This is a genomic window from Caldifarcimen microaerophilum, from assembly GCF_055387105.1.
Genome location: NZ_AP038914.1, coordinates 1,193,643 through 1,212,808, shown reverse-complemented (window position 1 = coordinate 1,212,808; position 19,166 = coordinate 1,193,643). Strand labels below are relative to the sequence as shown.

Annotated in this window: 18 protein-coding genes and 2 tRNA genes; 17 read left to right on the top strand and 3 right to left on the bottom strand. The window is 61.0% G+C overall.

The genetic code is table 11. The features are described from left to right. Nucleotides 1–121 precede the first annotated feature (121 nt). From secD to AC6HU3_RS05605, 8 genes are all read left to right on the top strand, one after another. A complete protein-coding gene (secD, locus tag AC6HU3_RS05640; RefSeq protein WP_497472807.1) occupies nt 122–1,702 on the top strand; it encodes a protein translocase subunit SecD in 1,581 nt (526 codons plus the stop codon). Between the two features lie 12 nt (nt 1,703–1,714). Next, a complete protein-coding gene (secF, locus tag AC6HU3_RS05635) occupies nt 1,715–2,620 on the top strand; it encodes a protein translocase subunit SecF (protein WP_497472806.1) in 906 nt (301 codons plus the stop codon). After that, nucleotides 2,617–3,468, top strand: coding sequence for an NAD(+)/NADH kinase (locus AC6HU3_RS05630; RefSeq protein ID WP_497472805.1), 852 nt, complete (start codon nt 2,617–2,619; stop codon nt 3,466–3,468). The genes secF and AC6HU3_RS05630 overlap by 4 nt, the downstream gene beginning before the upstream one ends. Beyond that, nucleotides 3,465–4,715, top strand: a complete 1,251-nt coding sequence (locus AC6HU3_RS05625) for a flavin monoamine oxidase family protein (RefSeq protein ID WP_497472804.1) — start codon at nt 3,465–3,467, stop codon at nt 4,713–4,715. Before AC6HU3_RS05630 ends, AC6HU3_RS05625 begins: the two co-directional genes overlap by 4 nt. Continuing rightward, nucleotides 4,712–6,292, top strand: coding sequence for a phosphoenolpyruvate carboxykinase (ATP) (gene pckA / locus AC6HU3_RS05620; RefSeq protein WP_497472803.1), 1,581 nt, complete (start codon nt 4,712–4,714; stop codon nt 6,290–6,292). The genes AC6HU3_RS05625 and pckA overlap by 4 nt, the downstream gene beginning before the upstream one ends. Before the next feature lies 1 nt (nt 6,293). Continuing rightward, on the top strand, nt 6,294–7,211 hold the full coding sequence (locus tag AC6HU3_RS05615; protein WP_497472802.1) for an Hsp33 family molecular chaperone HslO: 918 nt from the start codon (nt 6,294–6,296) through the stop codon (nt 7,209–7,211). A 94-nt stretch (nt 7,212–7,305) separates the two neighbouring features. Continuing rightward, nucleotides 7,306–8,691: a hypothetical protein gene (locus AC6HU3_RS05610; protein ID WP_497472801.1), complete on the top strand. Its 1,386-nt coding sequence runs from the start codon at nt 7,306–7,308 to the stop codon at nt 8,689–8,691. Beyond that, on the top strand, nt 8,675–10,141 hold the full coding sequence (locus tag AC6HU3_RS05605) for a tetratricopeptide repeat protein (RefSeq protein WP_497472800.1): 1,467 nt from the start codon (nt 8,675–8,677) through the stop codon (nt 10,139–10,141). Before AC6HU3_RS05610 ends, AC6HU3_RS05605 begins: the two co-directional genes overlap by 17 nt. A 245-nt stretch (nt 10,142–10,386) precedes the next feature. On the opposite strand, the gene AC6HU3_RS05600 is transcribed toward AC6HU3_RS05605, so the two are convergent. Further along, nucleotides 10,387–10,965: a P-loop nucleotide/nucleoside kinase family protein gene (locus tag AC6HU3_RS05600; protein ID WP_497472799.1), complete on the bottom strand. Its 579-nt coding sequence runs from the start codon at nt 10,963–10,965 to the stop codon at nt 10,387–10,389. Nucleotides 10,966–11,060: 95 nt separating this feature from the next. Between AC6HU3_RS05600 and AC6HU3_RS05595 the strand changes: the two genes are divergently transcribed. The 9 genes from AC6HU3_RS05595 to AC6HU3_RS05555 all read left to right on the top strand — a co-directional run bounded on the left by AC6HU3_RS05595 (nt 11,061) and on the right by AC6HU3_RS05555 (nt 15,977). After that, nucleotides 11,061–11,132, top strand: a tRNA-Cys gene (locus AC6HU3_RS05595). Between the two features lie 8 nt (nt 11,133–11,140). Then, nucleotides 11,141–11,223 (top strand) — tRNA-Leu (locus AC6HU3_RS05590). 10 nt (nt 11,224–11,233) lie between these two features. After that, nucleotides 11,234–11,497, top strand: coding sequence for a DUF4321 domain-containing protein (locus tag AC6HU3_RS05585; protein WP_497472798.1), 264 nt, complete (start codon nt 11,234–11,236; stop codon nt 11,495–11,497). A 4-nt stretch (nt 11,498–11,501) separates the two neighbouring features. Beyond that, nucleotides 11,502–12,452 carry a carbohydrate ABC transporter permease gene (locus AC6HU3_RS05580; RefSeq protein WP_497472797.1) on the top strand — a complete coding sequence of 317 codons (951 nt, stop codon included), beginning with the start codon at nt 11,502–11,504 and terminating at the stop codon, nt 12,450–12,452. Next, nucleotides 12,442–13,263, top strand: a complete 822-nt coding sequence (locus tag AC6HU3_RS05575) for a carbohydrate ABC transporter permease (protein WP_497472796.1) — start codon at nt 12,442–12,444, stop codon at nt 13,261–13,263. Before AC6HU3_RS05580 ends, AC6HU3_RS05575 begins: the two co-directional genes overlap by 11 nt. Before the next feature lie 262 nt (nt 13,264–13,525). Continuing rightward, nucleotides 13,526–14,323 carry a DUF6662 family protein gene (locus AC6HU3_RS05570; protein ID WP_497472795.1) on the top strand — a complete coding sequence of 266 codons (798 nt, stop codon included), beginning with the start codon at nt 13,526–13,528 and terminating at the stop codon, nt 14,321–14,323. Then, nucleotides 14,323–14,802 carry an FMN-binding protein gene (locus AC6HU3_RS05565; protein WP_497472794.1) on the top strand — a complete coding sequence of 160 codons (480 nt, stop codon included), beginning with the start codon at nt 14,323–14,325 and terminating at the stop codon, nt 14,800–14,802. Before AC6HU3_RS05570 ends, AC6HU3_RS05565 begins: the two co-directional genes overlap by 1 nt. Next, nucleotides 14,783–15,244 (top strand): Aq_1264-related membrane protein, encoded by a 462-nt coding sequence (locus AC6HU3_RS05560; protein ID WP_497472793.1) that lies wholly within the window; start codon nt 14,783–14,785, stop codon nt 15,242–15,244. The genes AC6HU3_RS05565 and AC6HU3_RS05560 overlap by 20 nt, the downstream gene beginning before the upstream one ends. Before the next feature lie 7 nt (nt 15,245–15,251). Continuing rightward, a complete protein-coding gene (locus AC6HU3_RS05555; protein ID WP_497472792.1) occupies nt 15,252–15,977 on the top strand; it encodes a hypothetical protein in 726 nt (241 codons plus the stop codon). A gap of 4 nt (nt 15,978–15,981) precedes the next feature. Here the strand turns inward: AC6HU3_RS05555 and AC6HU3_RS05550 are convergent, their stop codons facing one another. Beyond that, entirely contained in the window at nt 15,982–16,560 is a 579-nt protein-coding gene (locus tag AC6HU3_RS05550; protein ID WP_497472791.1) for a hypothetical protein, read from the bottom strand. 31 nt (nt 16,561–16,591) lie between these two features. After that, nucleotides 16,592–18,898 (bottom strand): amino acid permease, encoded by a 2,307-nt coding sequence (locus tag AC6HU3_RS05545; RefSeq protein ID WP_497472790.1) that lies wholly within the window; start codon nt 18,896–18,898, stop codon nt 16,592–16,594. Nucleotides 18,899–19,166 lie beyond the last annotated feature (268 nt).

Below are 19,166 nucleotides of genomic sequence, written 5' to 3'. Positions count from 1 at the left end.
GGGAACAACGAACCGTGTTTGGGGTGGGGGCGAGGAAGGAAATCCCCGTTTCTTGTGCGTCCGGAGAGGATGGGGTATAATCCACACTGGCACAGACGTTCTGGGAACAGGAGGACAGACGGTGCGCAACTGGCAGGTTCGAGGTGTGTTTTTTCTTGTTGTGCTGGGCGCAGCCCTCTGGAGTCTCTGGCCGTCCTATCGGTTGTACACCATGAAGCCCGAAGAGCAGGCCAAACTGCCCCCCTCGGAGCTGGAATCCCTCCAGAAACGGGCCATCAACCTGGGGCTGGATCTGAAAGGTGGAATGTATCTTCTCCTGGAGGTGGACCGGGAAAAGCTCAAGGAGGGGGACGTGGAAGGTGCGGTGGACCGGGCCATCCAGATCATCCGGAACCGGATCGACCAGTGGGGGGTGTTTGAACCGTCCATCCAGAAAATGGGCACGGACCGGATCCTGGTCCAGCTCCCCGGGGTGATGGACCCGGATCGGGCGAAAAACCTGATCGGGAAAACCGCTTTCCTGGAATTTCGGATCGTGGCGGACCAGGACCTCACCCTCCAGACCCTGCGGGATATCGATCAGGCCCTGAAAGAGGCCCTGGATCAGGACTCAACTCTCCTCCAGGACGCCCGGGAACGCCTTTCGCCCGATCACCCGTTCCTCTCCCTTCTGGGGCAGGTGGGGGGAGATTATGTGGTGAGCGTGGACAACGTCCCCCTGGTGGACACGATCCTTTCCCTTCCCTTCATCCGGCGGGCCATCCCCCCGGGCTATGAGTTTCGCTGGGGACGGATCTTTGAGATCTCCGGTGAGAAATACCGTCGTCTCTTTCTCCTGAAGAAGCGCGTTCCCCTCACCGGGGCGGAAATCGCCAACGCCTATCACACCATCGGGTCCCCTCAGGATCCCACCGCGGCCAACCAGCCCATCGTCATCCTGGAGTTCACCCCGCGGGGATCGGTGAAGTTTGAGCGCCTCACCGAGGAAAACGTGGGCAAACGCCTGGCCATCGTGCTGGACGGTGTGGTCCAGTCCGCACCGGTCATCCGGCAGGCCATCCGGGGCGGTGCGGCCCGGATTGAGGGGATCGGCGCCCTGGATGAAGCCCGGGATCTCGCCGTCATTCTCCGGGCGGGTGCCCTTCCCGCACCCCTTCGGATCATAGAGGAACGTTCGGTGGGTCCAACCCTGGGGAAGGACTCCATTGAACGGGGAACCCGCGCCCTGGTGGTGGGATTCATCCTGGTGGTGATCTTCATGGCCCTCTATTACCGAACCGCCGGGCTGGTGGCGGACCTTGCCCTCCTGCTCAACCTGGTGCTGGTGCTGGCCGCTCTCGCCGCCTTCCACGCCACCCTGACCCTTCCGGGAATCGCAGGGCTCATTCTCACCGTGGGGATGGCGGTGGACGCCAACGTGCTCATTTTTGAGCGCATCCGGGAAGAGCTCCGTTCCGGAAAATCCTTCTATGCCGCCATGCAGGCGGGTTATTCCCGGGCCTTCATCACCATCCTGGATGCCAACGTCACCACCCTGATCGCCGCCCTGGTCCTCCTGCGTTTCGGAACCGGTCCCATCCGGGGCTTCGCCACCACCCTGTCCATCGGTATTGTTGCAAGCTTTTTCACCGCCATCTATTTCACCCGGTGGGTGTTTGAGGGGCTTCTGGCCCGCGGAACCCGCAGAGCGGTTGCCATCTAAAGGAGGCACACGATGCAGTTCCTGTCCAATCCCCAGTTTGAATTCATTGGCCGGCGGTATCTCGGCTTTGCCCTGTCCGGCATTCTGGTTCTTCTCTCCCTCGGCGTGATCGCGGTGAAGGGGGTAAAGTACGGCATCGACTTCACCGGGGGAACCCTGATCCAGCTCAACGCGCCGGTGGACATCGCCACCCTGAGAAATGCTCTGGCCCAGGCTTTTCCCGGGGAGGCCTTTGAGGTCCAGAATTTCGGAGAGGCCCATGAGTTTCTGGTCCGCACGGCCCGGGTGATCACAAGCGAATCGGACTTTGAACAGAAACTCCAGGAAGCTCTGGGGACCTCCATCCGGGTGGACCGGGTGGAGACGGTGGGGCCCCGGGTGGGGAAAGAACTTCGCCAGCAGGCGTTCGTGGCCATCCTCCTTTCCCTCGTGCTCATGCTGGCCTACATCTGGTTCCGGTTCAACCTCCTCTTCGGAGTGGGGTCGGTGCTTGCCCTGTTTCATGACGTGATCATCACCCTGGGGATCTATACTCTCGCCGGGCGGGAGATCACCATCCCCATCGTGGCCGCCTTCCTGACCATTGTGGGGTATTCCATCAACGACTCCATCGTGGTGTCTGACCGGGTCCGGGAAAACCTCCGGAAACTCGGTCGAAAAACCCCATCCATCGAAGAGTTTGGACGGATTCTGAATCGCTCGGTGAACGAGACCCTCTCCCGGACGATTCTCACAAGCGGCACCACCCTTCTCGTGCTCATCGCCCTCCTTGTGCTGGGCGGTGCGGTGATCTTTGATTTCGCCTTTGCCCTCACGGTGGGTGTGGTCGTGGGGACGTATTCCTCCATCTTTGTCGTGGTCAATCTGGTGTATGAGTGGACCCGGTTCCGCAAAGGAGCGTCCGCAGGATCGTCGTGACCGGTGAAGGTCCCCGTCCCCCGCGCCTTTCGGTGGTGGGGGTGGATCGGGAGGACGCCCGGGCCCTCCTTCGCAGGGTCGTGGAGGAAGGGCTGTATCCCCCGGATCGGATGGATGTGGCGCGCACCCTTCAGGGGGAGGGGGCACCCGGGGGAGTGATCTGGCGTGAACCGGAGGAACTGGAGGGCGAGGTGTTTCTGGTGCTGGGCGGGGATGGGACCTTTCTGCGGGCGGCCCATCTTGCGCGGGGGCGCCCCCTCGCCGGCGTGAATCTGGGCGCCCTGGGATTTCTCACCCTTTATGGACCCGACGAGTTTGCCGAACTGCTTCAGGCCATCCGGGAACGGGCGTTCACCCAGGAAACACGAAGCGCCCTGGACATCCAGATCGAGGATGAAAGGCTGACCGCTTACAATGACCTGGTGGTTCGGTCTGTTCGACCGTCCAGGCTGGTCCGGGTTCGGATCACAGTGGGAGAGGAACGGCTGTTTGACTTTTTTGCCGACGGGGTGATTGTGGCCACCCCCACGGGATCCACCGCCTATAACCTCTCGGTCATGGGACCTGTGCTCTTCCCGGGGGTGCATGGGGTGGTGGTCACGCCCCTGGCCGCCCACACCCTCAGTGCCCGTCCGGTGGTCCTCCCCGGTCAGGCGACCCTGGAGATCCGGGCGTGGAGTAAGCACGGGGAAAATGTCCTGGTGCTCGCCGACGGCCTGATTCAGCGTGTGCTCGCCCCTGGATCCGGGGTCCAGGTGTCGGTCCGGCCGGAAGGGCTTTCGATCCTGCGCACCTCCTGGGCGCCCGGCTTCCTTGACGTGCTCCGGATGAAATTGCGGTGGGGATGATCCGGGATCTTGTGGTGGTGGGCGGAGGCATCGCCGGCCTGTTGGCGGCCTATCAGGCCGTACAGGAGGGGATGGACGTTCTCCTCGTGGAAAAAAACGAACCCGGTGGGCGGATCGGACGGATCTGGTTCGGTGAGCGGTATGCGGAAACGGGGGCGGAATTTCTCGACACCAACCACAGCCGGATCCTTGCCCTGGCTCATCGGCTGGGACTGGAGGTCGCCGAGCGTCAGGCCTGGATGCGCCTTCCTCGACGGTTCTCCCGGGGAGCCCGGGAAGCTTTTCACAACCTGTTTGAGCACCTGAAAAGGTTGGGAAAAACCATCCCCGATCCCACCCGCCCCTGGAAGGCCCCAGACGAGATCCGGGCGCTGGATCGGACAAGCCTTCTGGATCTTGCCCGGGAGATGGGGTTTTCACCGGAAGCCCGGGATCTTCTCCGGGTGTATTGCCTGAACCTGGAGGCCGCCGAACCGGACGGCGTCTCCGCGTGGGGGGCGGCTTTTCAGGAACGGCTGTATGAGCTTCATCCCGGAGAAAGCGCCCGGTTCAAGGTTCGGGGGGGGCTGTTTGCCCTGGTGGAAGAGCTGGTGGCCCGTATTCTGGACGAAGGAGGCGCAGTGTGGTCCCGAACGCCGGTGCTCGCCCTTGAGCCCAAGAAGGAAGGGTGGGAGGTCCACACCCCCACCGACCGGATCCGCACCCGACGCCTGATCCTGGCTCTCCCCCTTCCCGACCTTCAGAACATCCGGGGCATTCCGGAAGGGCTTTCCCGTCTCCGCCTTCCCTATGGAGGCGTGCTCAAGATCTTTCTTCACTTTGACCGGAGGTTCTGGCGGGAAGGGGCACCGGAAGGAGACATCCCCGATCCCTTCGTGAGTGCGGTGTGGGATGAAACAGACGTTCAGGAGGGCGAAGACGGAATCCTAGCCGTGTGGGTGGCCGGAGATTTCCAGAAGCGCTGGCCGAACCATCCGGATGCCCAGGTTCAGAGAGCGCTGGAGGAGGTTTCCAGGATGTTCCCGGAAGCCCCGGACCGTTTTCTCTCCGGGAAAGCCGTGTTCTGGCCCCACGCCTATCCCCACATCCCCCCAGGAGGTCTGAACACGATCCGGAGCCTCTGGACGTTCAGAAAAGACGGTTTGTGTCTTGCAGGGGATCACATGAGCCCCTTCGTGGGCTATGCCGAAGGGGCGGTGGAAAGTGCAGAGCATTGCGTAAGCCGACAACTCAAGGAGGGTTTATGATGAAACGAGAAGAACTCCTGGCCCTGGGTCTTCCCGGGGACAAGATCGTGTGGAATCCCCACACGGGACCACTCTATGAATACATGATGGAACAGGGACGGGCTCGCATCACGTCCACGGGTGCGGTGGTCACCAACACCGTGCCCTACACCGGGCGTTCTCCCAACGACAAGTTTCTGGTGGAGGAACCTTCCAGCAAGGACCATGTGTGGTGGGGGGAGGTGAACCGCCCCTTTTCCGAGCAGGCTTTCCTGGAACTCCGCAAGCGGGTGCTGGCCTATCTTCAGGCCCAGCCCCGGATCTTTGTGGAAGAGGTGTTTGCGGGGGCCCATCCGGCCCATCGTTTCCGGGTTCGGGTGGTCACAGAGTCCGCCTGGCACGCCCTGTTTGCCCGGAACATGTTTATCGTGCCGGCCACCGAAGATCCTGACTTTGACGCGGAGTACACCATCTTTCACGCCCCCTATTTCAAAGCCACACCTGCCCTGGATGGAACTCGCTCCGAGGCCTTTGTGATTCTTCATCTGGGCAGGAAGGAGATCCTGATCGGGGGAACCCCCTACGCCGGGGAGGTGAAAAAGTCCATCTTTACGGTGCTCAACTATGAACTTCCCCTGCGGGGGGTGCTCTCCATGCACTGCTCGGCGAACTACGGGAAGGACAAGAACGACGTATCTCTTTTCTTCGGCCTTTCGGGAACGGGCAAAACCACCCTGTCCATGGACACGGAGCGAACCATCATCGGAGACGACGAGCACGGATGGGCGGAAGACGGTGTGTTCAACTTTGAGGGGGGCTCCTATGCCAAGGTGATCCGGATTTCCGCCGAACACGAGCCTCTGATCTACAGGGCCTCCCTGGCCTTCGGTTCCATCCTGGAAAACGTGGTGATGAACGAAGACGGCTATGTGGATTTCGACGATGACCGCTACACGGAAAACACCCGGGCGGCCTTTTCCCTCAAACGCCTGGAAAACGTGGATCTTTCAGGAAGGGCCGGACACCCGAAGCAGATCTTCTTCCTGACAGCGGATGCCTTCGGGGTAATGCCGCCCCTCGCCAAACTCAACCGGGCGCAAACCATGTATTATTTCCTCCTGGGCTACACATCCAAACTGGCGGGGACGGAGCGGGGGGTGAAGGAACCCCAGCCCACCTTCAGCGCGTGCTTCGGTGCGCCCTTCCTGGTGCACCATCCGGCGACCTATGCCCGGATGCTGGCCGATCTTGCGGACAAACACGGTGTGGAGGTGTGGCTCCTCAACACGGGCTGGACGGGTGGCCCCTACGGGAAAGGACGTCGCATGCCCCTCCCCTACACCCGGGCCATGGTCCATGCGGTCCAGCGGGGAGAGCTCAGGGACGTGCCCTTCGAAACCGAACCTTATTTCGGTCTCACCATCCCGACCCGGGTTCCCGGTGTTCCGGATGAGGTGCTCAAACCCTGGGCCACCTGGAAGGACCTCCACGAATACCGGGAGAAGGTGGAGCAGCTCAAAGAGCAGTTTGATGCCTATATGGAGAAGTTCCGTCAAAATCTTCCGGAGGAGGTGCTGGCCGTGATGGAGGGAGCCTGACGTGGGGCGATTTCGCCGGGCGGTGTTCGGAGAGACGGCCTCCTGGGTGGTGGTGGCGGGGGTGACCACGGATGGGGTGGAAGAAGCCCGAAGACGTCTCGGGCTTGCCCCCACCACCGCCGCGGCCCTGGGCCGGGCCCTCACCTTAGTGGGGCTGATGGGCACGTCCCTCAAGGGCCGGGAAAGCATCGGACTCCAGATCCTCTCCGAAGGGTGGATCCGGGAGATTTTCGCCCAGGCCCGGCCGGGCGGTGAAGAAGCCGTCCATGTGCGGGGGTATATCCGTCCACCCGGATTGCATCTCCCGCCCCGGCCGGAAGGAAAACTGGACGTGGAAGGGGCGGTGGGACGGCGAGGCTTTCTCTATCTCACCCGGGATCTGGGGGTGGGCGAGCCCTATTCCGGGGTGGTGGAACTCCGGACCGGGGGCATTGCGGAAGACCTGGCCTATTATTTTGCGGTTTCTGAGCAGACCCCTTCGGCGGTGCTGGCGGGCGTGCTCGTGGGCCGTGAGGGGGAGGTTCAGGCGGCGGGCGGGGTGATCCTTCAGCGTCTGGGGCCGGTTCCGGAGGAGGAAATCCGGGTGATGGAGAACCGGGTGCGGGAACTGGGCGGGGTGAGCCTCCGGGTGGCCGAAGGGTGGTCCGAAGAGGACCTGGTCGAGCATTTCACGGAAGGCTTTGAGATCGTGGAGGAGGCCCGGGGGGAGATCCTTTACCGGTGCACCTGCTCCCGAGCCCGTGCAGAGGCGGTCCTGGTGGCCCTGGGGGCCACGGAGATCCAGTCGCTGATGGAGGAGGATGGGGGTGCGGAAGTGGTGTGTGAATTCTGCAAGGAGGCTTACCGGTTCACCCGGGAGGACCTGGAAGACCTTCGCCTCCGGGCGCTCACGGGCAAGAAAACTCATGGGAAAGGCTAAAAGAACAAAAGGACTTTCGGAAGCGAAGAAGGTCGCCCATCAGGTCCGCGATCTCGTGGAAAGGGTCCTGGAGGGGAAGGCTTCATTGGATGACGTGAGGGAAGCATACGAACGACATCTCCGCCGCCTCCGCGCGCTGGATTCTCTGGAGTATGCCCTCACGGAGGTGGAGGTGTTGATCCTCCTTGGCGAACCGCTGAAGGTGCTGGAGTCGCCACAGAAAGCCGGGGAAAACATTGAAGCGATAAAGGCGATATTTGAGCATCTCCTGGAGGAGATTGCCCGGCTGGAACGACCTCTCACACTCCGGGAGAGGCGTCTGACCGCCCTGGTTCATGGAATGATGGGCGTGATCTCTCTGGAGCGGGACTACGATTTGACCGCCATGATGGAGCACGTGCGTCAGTTTGATCTCTATGGGGAAAACATCCGGTTTCGCTGGCCGGAAGAAGGGTTCCTTTTCCTGGAGATTCTGGAAAGATTTCTCGCCTTTTTCCTAAATCTGCGGGATGAATGGATGTTCGGGTCCCTTCTTGGACGGACCAGGGAAGCGCTGGACATCCTCGTTGCGCGGTTTCCCGAGGAAGACTGGCTGCTCCCGTGGGTTTTGAAATTCGCGTGGTATTCCGGGCGGTTTTTGCGGGGGGAGGGCAAGGTGGACCGCGCAGTCAGCGTGCTGGAGGGGGCACCTTCGGTGTTGGAAAACCTCGAAGATATCCGGGATACCTATGACATGGGCGAGGATCCGGAAGGGTGGGCCTATCTGATGCACTGGGCAATGATGGTGGGAACAGAACTTGCAGGGTGCTATGGGGAAATGGGGGATGCGAGAGTGCTTGCGTATGCTGCACAGGTTCACTCTTGGCTGAAGAATCTGGCCCGGGACTATCTGCCTTCGGAAAGCCAGGCGATGTTTCGAGCCCGCCTGGATGCAGCTCAGGGGTGGTTCCATGCCCTCAAAGGGGAAAGAAAAAAGGCGATTTCTGCACTCGAACAGGCGGCAGGAATCTACACCAAGAACGTGGAGGCAGAAACGTTTCCCATATTTCCCGGGTTCCATGCTGAGGCAGGGGAAATGCTCCGGTGGCTGGCCTGGCTCCATGAACAGGAAGGTCAGATCGATCAGGCATTGCGATATGCCCGGGCATGTGCCGATATGGTGGAAGACGCGATGGATTTTGATAAACGGGCGAATCGGTTGTATGCGTGGGCCTGGACCTTTCGAGCAACCCATTTCCAGAAAGGAGGAGATATCCAGAAAGCTCTGAAAGAGACGGAAGAAGCCGTACGGTATGTCCTGCCCGCTGCGATTGGGGAGGAGGATCGGGACAAGGCGATCGACGCCCTTGTGGCGCTTTATGAAACCCTGGTCGAGAGGGTCGGGCAAGAGGTTCCGCCGGACATCGCAAAGCGATTGGAGGAATACAAAAACCTTGGGGTTTCTTCTGACCAGGAAGGATCGGATGAGGAAAGCCCCTGAAGCCAGAAAAGTCGCGGACCGGATCCGGGGTCTTGTGGAAAGCATGATGAAAGGGGAGGTGACCTTTGAGGACATCGCTGAGGACGTTGAACGCCTCCTGCGCCGTCTCCGCGGGATGGATTCCCTGGAATACACGCTGACACTGGCCGAAGTGCTGATCGCCATGGACAAACCCATGGAGATGGTGATGAACCCCGAGGAGGTCGAAGATGAGGAACTTGAGGAGGTGACAGGGGTGTTTGAGGCGCTTCTGGAGGAAATGGCCAGGCTGGACCGGCCTCTCACGCCCCGGGAGAAGCGCCTGGCCGCCCTGGCCCACGGCGTGCTGGGTGTGGTGGCCATCCGCCGGGATTATGATATGAGGGGGCTGGTTGACCATCTGGAGTCTTTTCTTCTGTTTGCGAAAGACATCCGGTTTCGTACTGTTTCGGAAGGGAATCTGTTTGTGCTCGTCGTGGATCCCCTTCTGTGGATCTTTTCCGAACTTCAGGAAACAGAAGTGATCCTTCCGCTGACGAAGCGTACAAAAGAGGCGCTGGATCGGCTTCGGCGGCGATTTCCTGAGGACCACTGGTCTCTGTGGGTCCTGAAGGTGGCGTGGTACGAGGGAAGGGCCCTCCGGCACGCGGGGCTCCTGGATAAGGCGGTACAAGCGCTGAAGCGGGTCCGGCCGGTGATGGAAGAGGTGCTGAAACTCAAAAATGCCGAGGTGGACCCGGAGTGGGTGGGGGAGAATGTGTTCTGGACGGTGGCGGTGGCCACAGAGGAGACCATGGTGTATGGGGAACAGGGGGACGAACGGGTCCTTTCACGGGTGGAAACGGTGCGTTCCTGGCTGGAGGGACCGGCGGGGGAACTTCTGGGACCGGACGATCAAGCGTTCTTTTCCGCGCGTCTCCAAGTGGCCTGGGGGGAATTTTTGCTAACGCAGGGGAAGGAGAAAGAAGCGGAGGAGGTGCTGGAGCAAGCGGCTCGGGTGTATCGGCAGATTGGCCAGGGGGAGATCCTCCCTTCCCAGCGGCTCCCCGGGTTCGGAGCGGAGGCTGCCCATGCCCACGGAATGCTGGTGGATCTGAAAGACAGGCAGGGGAAAAAGGATCAAGCGGCGCGGTATGCCCGGGAGTGTGCCCGCCTGGTGGAAGAGGGTCTCGAGTTTGATTTTCTTGCACGAAACATCTATGGGTGGGCGTATCTCTACCGCGGGAGTTATCTGAAAAGTCAAACCCCCAGAAAAGCGCTGCAGGAAGTTCAAGAGGGCCTTCGCAAACTGCTTCCGCACGTGGTCTTCGGCAGATCCGTGAACGAAAAAGTGATGAAGGAACTGGTGGATCTGTATGAAGATCTCCTGAAAACCACCCGGAAGAAAGCTCCTGCGGATCTCCAGGAACTCCTGGAGGAATACAGGATCCTTTGGTCACAAGGTGCGGGGCAGGAGGAAGAAAAGACCTGATCCTGATGGGCTTTGTCCCGGGGTCCACGGCCCCCCTTGAACCCGGGCAGCGCAGACGCCGATCTGCATTTCGTCACGTTGTTATGGAGGGTCTTGGAATTCCCCTAGACCTATCCCAAACGCGCCCCATGGGGTTTCCTTCATAAAGCCGCTGGCCCTCGGCATTCACAGGGTTGTGGGGTGGTTCTATCCTTTCCCGGAGAAAGATCAGGCGTTCGAGATTTTCGAACCAGGAAACCTGATCGTTATCGCGCCCTGGAACCCGCCCGATCTCCGATAAATCGCAGGGCCCAGCGCATCATCCGGAGATTCTCCTCTGGAGAACGGCGTCCGTCCAGGTGGAGGAAGGGCACATCGTCCGGCGGGAGTTCGGCCGTGGCCTTCATCGCCTCATACACCTCCACCGTGGCGTCCGAAAAGCCGTCCCGTGGGTGGGTGAGCCGTCGGTGGGCCGTTTCGTCGTCCACCCAAACATACAGGGCAAGAAACGCGGCCCCCTCTTCCCGGGCAAGCCGTTCGCAGGGCTTGCGGTATGCCCTGCGCAGGAAGGTGGCGTCCATCACAACGGAACGCCCCTGCCGGAGCGCCTGCCGGGCCCGATCCTCCATGACGCGGAAGGTCTGACGGTTGAGTTCGGGGGTGTACATCTCGGGAGGCATGGGCCTGGCCGGGTCCAACCCCGCGAGTTCCTTCCGGATCCGATCGGATTCCAGATGCACCCCCCGCGCACCCAGCCATGCGGCGAGATGCCGGGCCAGGGTGCTCTTTCCCGCACCGGGAAGGCCCACCATCAGGAAGAGAAAAGGCGAGTTCGGGATCTCCATACGGATGCTATGATCCACGCCCCGGGGGGGACGGTCAACACGGGTGTGCACATTGACAATTCCCTGTTGGAACCTCACAATATGGGGGAACACGGGGCGGCGTAGCCGAGTGGCCCAGGCAGCGGTTTGCAAAACCGCGTACGGGGGTTCGATTCCCCCCGCCGCCTCTTTTTCCGCCGGGGTGGCGGAACGGTAGACGCTGGGGATTTAAAATCCCTTGCCCGAAAGGGCGTGCGGGTTCGAGTCCCGCCCCCGGCAGGGGGCTGCAATGAGACGCTATCATCCGGTTCATTTTGTCCTGATCGTGTTCGCCTTTGTGGTGGGCGAACTCGCCAACCGCATTCTTCTGGCCCTGGCGCCGGCGGGTCCCCTGAAAGAGGTGGTTCTCAAGCCGGTGGTGTTCGGGCTGGATCCCCCCGTCCATCTCAACCTCCTGCTCGTGAAATTCACCCTGGGCCTCACCTTTCAGGTGTCGGTGTTTGCCATCCTGATGGTCCTGGTCACCCTGTTCATCATCCAGAAGATCCTGTGAGGCGATGGACCGATCCCCTGCCCGCACCCTGATCCTTGCTCTTCTCTTTCTGGCTCCCGCCCTGGCTCTGCTCCTGGTGTTCAAGATCTGGCCTATCCTCCTTGCCTTCAAAACCAGTTTCTATGCCTGGGGAATCGCCGGTCCCCGGGGGTTTGTGGGGCTTGCGAACTATCGCCTGCTGCTTGAAGATCCCTTCTTCTGGAAGGCCGTCTGGAACACGTTCCTTTACACCTTCATGGCCGTGCCCCTTTCCCTCTTCACCGCTCTCGCCGTGGCCATGGCCCTCAACCGGGGCCTGCGGGGACTGGGGTTTTTCCGGACCGTGTATTTCCTCCCCGTGATCACCTCCATCGTGGCGGTGTCGGTGGTGTGGAAATGGCTCTATCACCCCGATCGAGGGCTTTTCAACTATCTCCTCTCCTTCCTCCCCGGATCTCCTCATCCCCGGTGGCTGGAGGAGCACCGGGGGCTTCTGGAACTCCTCACGGGGCTGGATCTCCCCTGGTTCCTGGAGGGGCCGAGCCTGGCGCTTTTCTCCCTGGTCCTGATGAGCGTGTGGAAATCCCTGGGCTATAACGTGGTTATCTTTCTCGCCGGGCTCAAGAACATTCCCGATGTGTATTACGATGCGGCGAAGGTGGACGGAGCCGGACGGTGGCACACCTTCTGGAACGTGACCTGGCCCCTCCTTTCTCCCACCACCTTTTATGTGCTGATGATGACCACCATCGTGTCCTTTCAGGTGTTCGCCCCCGTCTGGACCATGACCGGCCCACCGCCGGGCGGCCCTCTGGGGTCCACCAACGTCGTGATCTATTATCTCTATCAGAAAGGGGTGGAGGAATACCAGGTGGGCTATGCCTCCGCCATCGCCTTTCTCTTCTTCGTCTTTATGATCGGCATCACCCTCTTCCAGAAGCTCTATCTGGAGAAGAAGGTGTATTATGAGGTTTAGTGCCGGACGCCTGGTCCTTTATCTGGTGGTCACCGCCGGCGCGGTGTTCATGGTGCTTCCCTTCTACTGGATGCTCGTCACGTCCCTCAAAACCCCGGCGGAGGCCATTCTGTTTCCGCCCACCTGGTGGCCCCATCAGCTCACCCTGTATGGCTACAGGGAACTTTTCACCAAACTGAATTTTCTCCGGTATATCCAGGTATCGGTCATCATGACCGCCCTCACCCTGGCGGGGGTGCTGATGACGTCCACCCTGGCAGCCTATGCTTTTTCCTGGCTTCATTTTCGGGGGCGGGAGAGCCTGTTTATGCTGTTTCTGGCGGTGATGATGATTCCCATGCCCGTGTATGTGATCCCCCTCTATGTCATGATCCAGAGCTGGGGGTGGATGGACACCTTTGCCGCTTTGACCGTGCCCTGGATGGTGAACGTGTTTACCATTTTTCTCCTCCGGCAGCATTTCCGTAGCCTTCCCCGGGATCTCTTTGATGCCGCCGTGCTGGATGGGTGTTCCCACCTGGACTTCCTGGTCCGGATTCTCCTTCCCCTGTCCCGTCCGGTGCTTGTGACGGTGATCATCTTTGACATCATTGGCTCCTGGAACGCCTTCATGTGGCCCCTCATGGTCACGAACAGCGATCACATGCGTCCCATTCAGGTGGGGCTTGCCTATTTTGCCCAGGGGGAAAGCACCAACTATCCCGCCCTGATGGCCGCGTCCACCCTGGCCATCCTTCCCCTGGTGATTCTCTTCTTCATCGCCCAGCGCCATATCATGGAAAGCTATGCCCGGAGCGGGCTGAAAGAATAACGCTTCGGACGTCAGACATCCACCACCAGGATCTGGTCGGGTCCGTGGGGAGATTCGGCCCGCACCCGGCCGTCTCTGTCCACCACCATCGCCCCTCCAAACGACGGATTCATTCTGCACAGGGGAGATCGGAAGGTCAAGATATGGCGTACTGTTGCCTTGACGGGACGAACCGGAAGGCGTATCCTTAATCTTGACTGTGAGGGTCAAGATTGCCACCGGTGGCAGGCCCGTTACAAACATCAAACACGGAGGATGAACCATGCAGCGGTGGATGATGGTGGCAGGTGTGGCGCTCCTTGCAGGATGGGGTGAGGCCCATGAGCGGATGTGGACCTTCGTGTATGACACGGATCCGGTGCCGAAGGGGCTTGTGGAGGTGGAGCCCTGGGTGACCTATGAAACTGGACGGAAGGGGACGCTGGATTTCTGGGCATGGAAAACCCGGCTGGAAATCGAGTACGCCTTCACCCCCACCCTCACCTTTGCCCTTTATCTGAACAGTGCCCGGGTGTTTTCCGTGGACCCCACCACGGGCCCTCTTTCCCGGTCCACCTTTGAAGGCATCTCTTTTGTGGCGTTTCAACGGTTCACCAACCCGAGGACCGATTGGGTTGGAAGCGGCCTTTATCTGGAGGTTACGCACGAAGGGGCCAAAACGGAGTTTGAGGAGAAGCTGATCCTGAGCAAATGGTTTTCCGACCGGGTCAACGCGGGGCTGAACCTTATTCTGGAACAGGAGATTGAAACCGAGTGGGAGAACACCGGGACGGCGTTTGAACGGCACCGGGAGAAAGAGGGGGTGCTGTCTCTCACAGGAGGTGTGTCATTTGCGCTCACGCGCTCTTATGCCCTGGGACTCGAATTCATGACCCATCAGGAATGGCCCGATCGGACGCTTCCCGGGGGTTCTCCCGAGCACACCGCTCTCTTCATTGGCCCCTCTCTTCACTATTCCGCACCGAAAGTGTGGGCCACACTGACCGTATTCCCGCAGCTCACAGACGTGGAAACGCACAGCCGGATGATGATCCGTTCTATCCTGGGGATCACGTTCTGATGATCGGGCTTCTCGTCGCGGGGGTTCTCCCGGGGGTGGCCGTGCTGGACAGCCTTCCGGTGGTGGTCACCCCCGCCCTCCAGGAATCCCTGAAGAACGCGGGGATTCTCCCTTTCCTGCGGGAGACGGTGTGGGTGTATACGGCGCATGCAGAGGAGGACACCCTGAAGGTGGTGGTGGACGACGTGCTGGGCAAGCACGAACCCATCACCTTTGCCGTGGGGATCCAAAACGACACCGTGCGTTTTGTGGAGGTGCTGGCTTACCGGGAGCCCTATGGCGGAGAAATCCAGAACCCCCGGTTTCTGGAGCGGTATCGGGGAAAAACCTCCGGCCATCCCCTTCGTCCCGGAAAGGACATCCCCCGGATCGCCGGGGCCACCATCTCGGTGAACGCCCTCACCCATGGGGTTCGACGGGCGTTGTGGCTTCTTGAATTCCTCGAAAGGAGGAAAGACGGTGGACCGTCCCCCCCGTGAGTGGCCCGCCGAATGGAAGGTGCTTTATGCCTTTCTGTATTCCGGTGCCCTGGCGGGTCTTGTGTTTGCCGGTCTGATCATCGCCTTCAAAATCGGCCATTTTCCCCGGGAACTCCTTGAGTATTACCGGGGAAATCCCGATGCCTTCCGGATGGCCAAATCTCCCCTTCAACTTGCCGAAACGTCCCATTTCCACGCCATGATCGCGCCTCTCCTCTTTGCCGCCCTCGCCTGGCCTCTCCCCCACACCCCCTTCCCCCGAAACCTGCGGTGGTTTGCCCTTTTTCTCGGGATGGTGGGCATCACCCTCCTCCTTCTGGATCCCTGGCTTTTGCGATACGGTCCGGTGGGACTCGTTTTTGTGAAATATCTGGGCGGGCTTTCCCTCATCCTGGGCGTGGGGCTCACGGGAGGGCTGGTGACCCTCTCCTTCTTCCGGTGATGCCGTGGTGGCGGACACCCTGACCCGGGTCTTTTTCCTGATGGGCACCCTCCTGGAGATCACCCTGGTGGGACCGGACTCCGCCCGGCTTTCCGACCTTGTGCAGGATCTCTATGAGGAAGCCCGACAGGTGGTGGATGAGGTCTCTCCGCTGTATTTCCGCTCCCTTGAGGGGGTTCTGGAGGTATCGGGGCTGGTGGACACATTGCTCGAGAAAAGTGTGGTGATCCGGAAACAAACAGGGGACGTGGTGGATCCCTTTTACAGAACGCCGGAGTGCACGGCGACACGAGCGGCCCCCCGTCGCTGGACGTTTCGCGGAGGGTGCCGGTGGGACCCTTCGGCGTTTCTGAAGGGCTATATCGTGGACCGGTTATTCTCCCGGATCCCGCCCGACCTTCCCGCTGTTTATCTCTCCTTTGGGGGCAGTTCCATTCGGGTCAGGGGGGTGTGGGACGTGGATGTGGAAGGTCCCGATCCGCTGGTGTATGTGGAACGCCATACGGTTGTCCCAGGGCGCCGCAGGGTTCGTTTGAACAACGAGGCCCTGGGTGTGAGCGCGTCTCACCGGCGGGAAGAAGACCGGCCCCATCTCTACGGAGAAGGCAGACCCCTTGAGGGCGCAGTCACGGTCGTTGTGGTGGACTCCACCGCGGAAGCGGCGGACGTGGAAGCCACCCATTGGGCCATCCTGGAGCTTTTGTCAGGGGAAGGGGCTTCTCCGGCCCAATAAGCGTTTATCCCCGGGCAACGGGGGGCAGAGGAGGGTGCCCCTCGGCCGTGGATTGGAGGACCTCCATGGCATGGGGATCCACGCGGTCGGCAGGAACCCGCTGGAGGAGATGGCGGGCAAAGTCTTCGATGCCCTGGAGGAGAAGGGAGATCCGGAGGCGTTTCCCCGAATGAAGGTGCAGGACAAACCACCCCATGGCCGGAGAAAAACTCACCCGGGCCACATCTGACCAGAATATATTTTCCGTTTTTCCATACCGGAACATCACGAGACCGCTGTCCGTCAGGTGAAAACGCTCGGCAAGGCTTTCCACCAGAGCCCACAGAAACATCAGGGCCAGTGCGCCGAAAAGGGCGAGCCATCCGGCCGAAAGGGGTCGTTGCCCCACCGCCCCGTAGCCGTAGGGGAGAAGGAGAGAGATGGAGAGACCCGCAAAATTCCGGAGAACAAAGCAGGGAGTGTAACGAAGAACACCGGGCTTTCGGGGAAACAGCCGGTTGGCAAGGGGACAACCCAGCGTCCCCAGGCCGAGGAGAAGCACCATGAGCAGGAGGAGAAGGACGCCCAGTTCCCGGGGTGTCATGCATCCAGTATGGCGGAAGGAGGAGGGACGATCAATCCTCTCCGAACAGGAAGATCCGGACTTCCCGAAGGAGTTTCAGAAAGGGGGCGTGCTTCCCCCGGACCAGGATCACGGGGGCCTGGATCCCGTGGAGAAGTCGCGCCAGGGGCAGTCCCAGGACCCGCCGCTCCAGCCAGCGCTGACGTCCCGTGCCCAGAATGACGAGATCCGCATCCCCGCTCCGGGCACGGATCTCCCGGAAGGGATGATCCGAGGCTTCCATGGTGAACTGGAGAAAAAGCCCCTGGGCGTGTTCGTTCAGCGTGGCTTCAAAGGCACGTCGCCGATTTTCCCGCTCTTCCGGGGAAAGATCGGTGGGGTAAAAGTGAATCACCTCCACCGTCTGGCAGTCCCCGAAGGTTTCGCAGGCTCCACGGGCGGCCCGGAGCATCAGGAGAAGCTGGAGGGGATAGGAGACGGGGATCAGGATCTTCCGGGAGTGCGCGGGGGCGGTTTTTCCCGTGCGGAGGGCGATCACGTGGGCATCGGCCCGGGAAAGGATGTCCAGCATTCCCCGTCCGGGAAGGGACTGAGAACTTTTCCCCTCTCCCCGCCAGCCCAGAACCAGGGTGTCCACCCCTTCCTCCTCCACCGTGTCCAGGATGGCCCGTGCCGGTTGATGGGAGATCCGCACAAGGAGCTGGGGTTCCACCCCCGCCTCCTGTGCGATCGCCCGCGCCGTTTCCAGGAGCTCCCGGGCCCGGGGGAGATACCGCTCACCGGAACGAAGGGGGAGCTGGTGGGGCACCTGGATCACGTGAAGGAGGATGAGTTCGGCGGGTTCGTTGTCCCGGGTGAGGGATGCGGCGAACCGGGTGAGGAGGGGAAGGGTGGCCGGATTGGCCAGGGCGACGAGCACCTTTCGCCGGGCGGTCTCCTCCACCCTGTGCACCTCCCGGAGAACCACCGGCGTGGCGGTTTTTTTCCGGATCCGGGGCCGAACCCAGAGATAGAACAGGCTCACCCCCACGCCGACCCAGAGCAGGGCAGAAAGCCAGGCGAGAGGGGAATAAAACAGGAGAAACACCGCCAGCACGATCTGGGACAGGGCTCCCGCATAGGGGACGAAGGGGAAGAGGGGGGTTCGGAAACCGTAATCCAGTTCATTGCCCCACCGCTGACGGATGCGCACCGCCGCCAGGTTCACCTGGAGGAAGAGGAGCAGGAACATCAGGTCCGTGGCCGCCGCCACATCCTCAATGGGGAGGAACACCGCCATCCCGAGCATGAGAAGGGTGGAGAAGGTGAGGGCCCGGTGGGGCACGCGGGTTTTCGGATGTACGTCGGCGAAGAAGGAAGGGAGGTTCTCATCCCGCCCCATGGCGAAGGACACCCGGGTGGAGGAAAACAGGGTGGCGTTCAGGGCGCTCACCGTGGAGAGCAGGCCACCAAGAAGGAGGAGATAGGTCCCCAGGGGCATGAACTGCCGGGCGGCCATGGCCACCCCCAGCTCCGCATGTTCTGCAAGCCACTGCCAGGTGGGCATGCCCGGCACGTCGGGGGTGACCGCCCCCAGGCTCACGAACGCCACCAGGAGATAGATGGGAAGGACGATGAGGAGAGACAGAAACACCGCACGGGGAATGCTCTTCTTCGGGTTTTTCACCTCCTCCCCGGCCTGGACGATGATTTCATACCCCTCAAAGGCAATGAAGGTGAGGCCCATGGCGATCAACACGCCGCTCCACCCCTTCGGAAAAAAGGGGCGAAAGTGCTGGAGGCGGGAGGGGTCCTTCACGATCACCGCCAGGCCGCTTGCGATAAACAGGCCCAGAATCACGATCTTGGCCAGGGTCACGATGTTCTCCGCCTTCCCCATCTCCGAAACACCCCGGAAGTTGATCCAGGCAAACAGCAGGATCACACCGGCGGCCAGCACCTTGTGGAGAAGGAGCTCCACTCCGTGAGGGGTGGGGAGGCCCAGCACCCGGAGCATGAGGGTGGAATAGGCGCCAAACCCAAGGGCATAGAGACTCCCCGCCACCGCATGGGCAAACCAGCTCATCCATCCCGACAGAAACGCCTGGGCAGGAGAAAGCCCCCGGTGGACCCAGAGATACCCACCCCCGGCCTCGGGGATGGCGGACCCCAGTTCGGCATAGGTCATGGCCGTGGCCGATGTCATGAGGCCGTTGAGGAGAAAGGCCAGGATCAGGGCAGGACCGGCCGTGCCGGCGGCGATGCCGGTGAGGACAAAAATCCCGGCACCGATCATGGCGCCCACCCCCACCATGGTGATGTCGAAGGTGGTGAGGTCCCGGGAAAGTTCAGATCGGACAGGAGAGGCTTCGCCGGGCATGGGGGAATTGTACGGCCCTCTTGAAAAACCATCAAAATATCTTCGTGCTGACCTCTGGACACGAGTTCAGACCTGTCTTCTCCCCTCCCCCTCACGGGAGGGGCTGGAGGAGGGGGCCATGGACGTCTTCGCTTGCGTCATCCTTGGAACTGCGAACGTGATGTTCAAATTCATGAGTGAACATCAGCGCCATAACCTGGCTCCATCCGGTGAAACGCGTGACAAATCTCACGGACAGGTCGGAGATCATGCCATACACTTTTAATTG

Excerpts from the sequence above, each read along its gene's own strand:
- AC6HU3_RS05625 (WP_497472804.1), top strand. The coding sequence starts at position 3,465 with ATGATCCGGGATCTTGTGGTGGTGGGCGGAGGCATCGCCGGCCTGTTG.
- AC6HU3_RS05545 (WP_497472790.1), bottom strand. The coding sequence starts at position 18,898 with ATGCCCGGCGAAGCCTCTCCTGTCCGATCTGAACTTTCCCGGGACCTC.
- AC6HU3_RS05550 (WP_497472791.1), bottom strand. The coding sequence starts at position 16,560 with ATGACACCCCGGGAACTGGGCGTCCTTCTCCTCCTGCTCATGGTGCTT.
- AC6HU3_RS05600 (WP_497472799.1), bottom strand. The coding sequence starts at position 10,965 with ATGGAGATCCCGAACTCGCCTTTTCTCTTCCTGATGGTGGGCCTTCCC.
- AC6HU3_RS05565 (WP_497472794.1), top strand. The coding sequence starts at position 14,323 with ATGATCGGGCTTCTCGTCGCGGGGGTTCTCCCGGGGGTGGCCGTGCTG.
- AC6HU3_RS05605 (WP_497472800.1), top strand. The coding sequence starts at position 8,675 with ATGAGGAAAGCCCCTGAAGCCAGAAAAGTCGCGGACCGGATCCGGGGT.
- secF (WP_497472806.1), top strand. The coding sequence starts at position 1,715 with ATGCAGTTCCTGTCCAATCCCCAGTTTGAATTCATTGGCCGGCGGTAT.
- AC6HU3_RS05585 (WP_497472798.1), top strand. The coding sequence starts at position 11,234 with ATGAGACGCTATCATCCGGTTCATTTTGTCCTGATCGTGTTCGCCTTT.
- AC6HU3_RS05580 (WP_497472797.1), top strand. The coding sequence starts at position 11,502 with ATGGACCGATCCCCTGCCCGCACCCTGATCCTTGCTCTTCTCTTTCTG.
- pckA (WP_497472803.1), top strand. The coding sequence starts at position 4,712 with ATGATGAAACGAGAAGAACTCCTGGCCCTGGGTCTTCCCGGGGACAAG.
- AC6HU3_RS05575 (WP_497472796.1), top strand. The coding sequence starts at position 12,442 with ATGAGGTTTAGTGCCGGACGCCTGGTCCTTTATCTGGTGGTCACCGCC.
- AC6HU3_RS05570 (WP_497472795.1), top strand. The coding sequence starts at position 13,526 with ATGCAGCGGTGGATGATGGTGGCAGGTGTGGCGCTCCTTGCAGGATGG.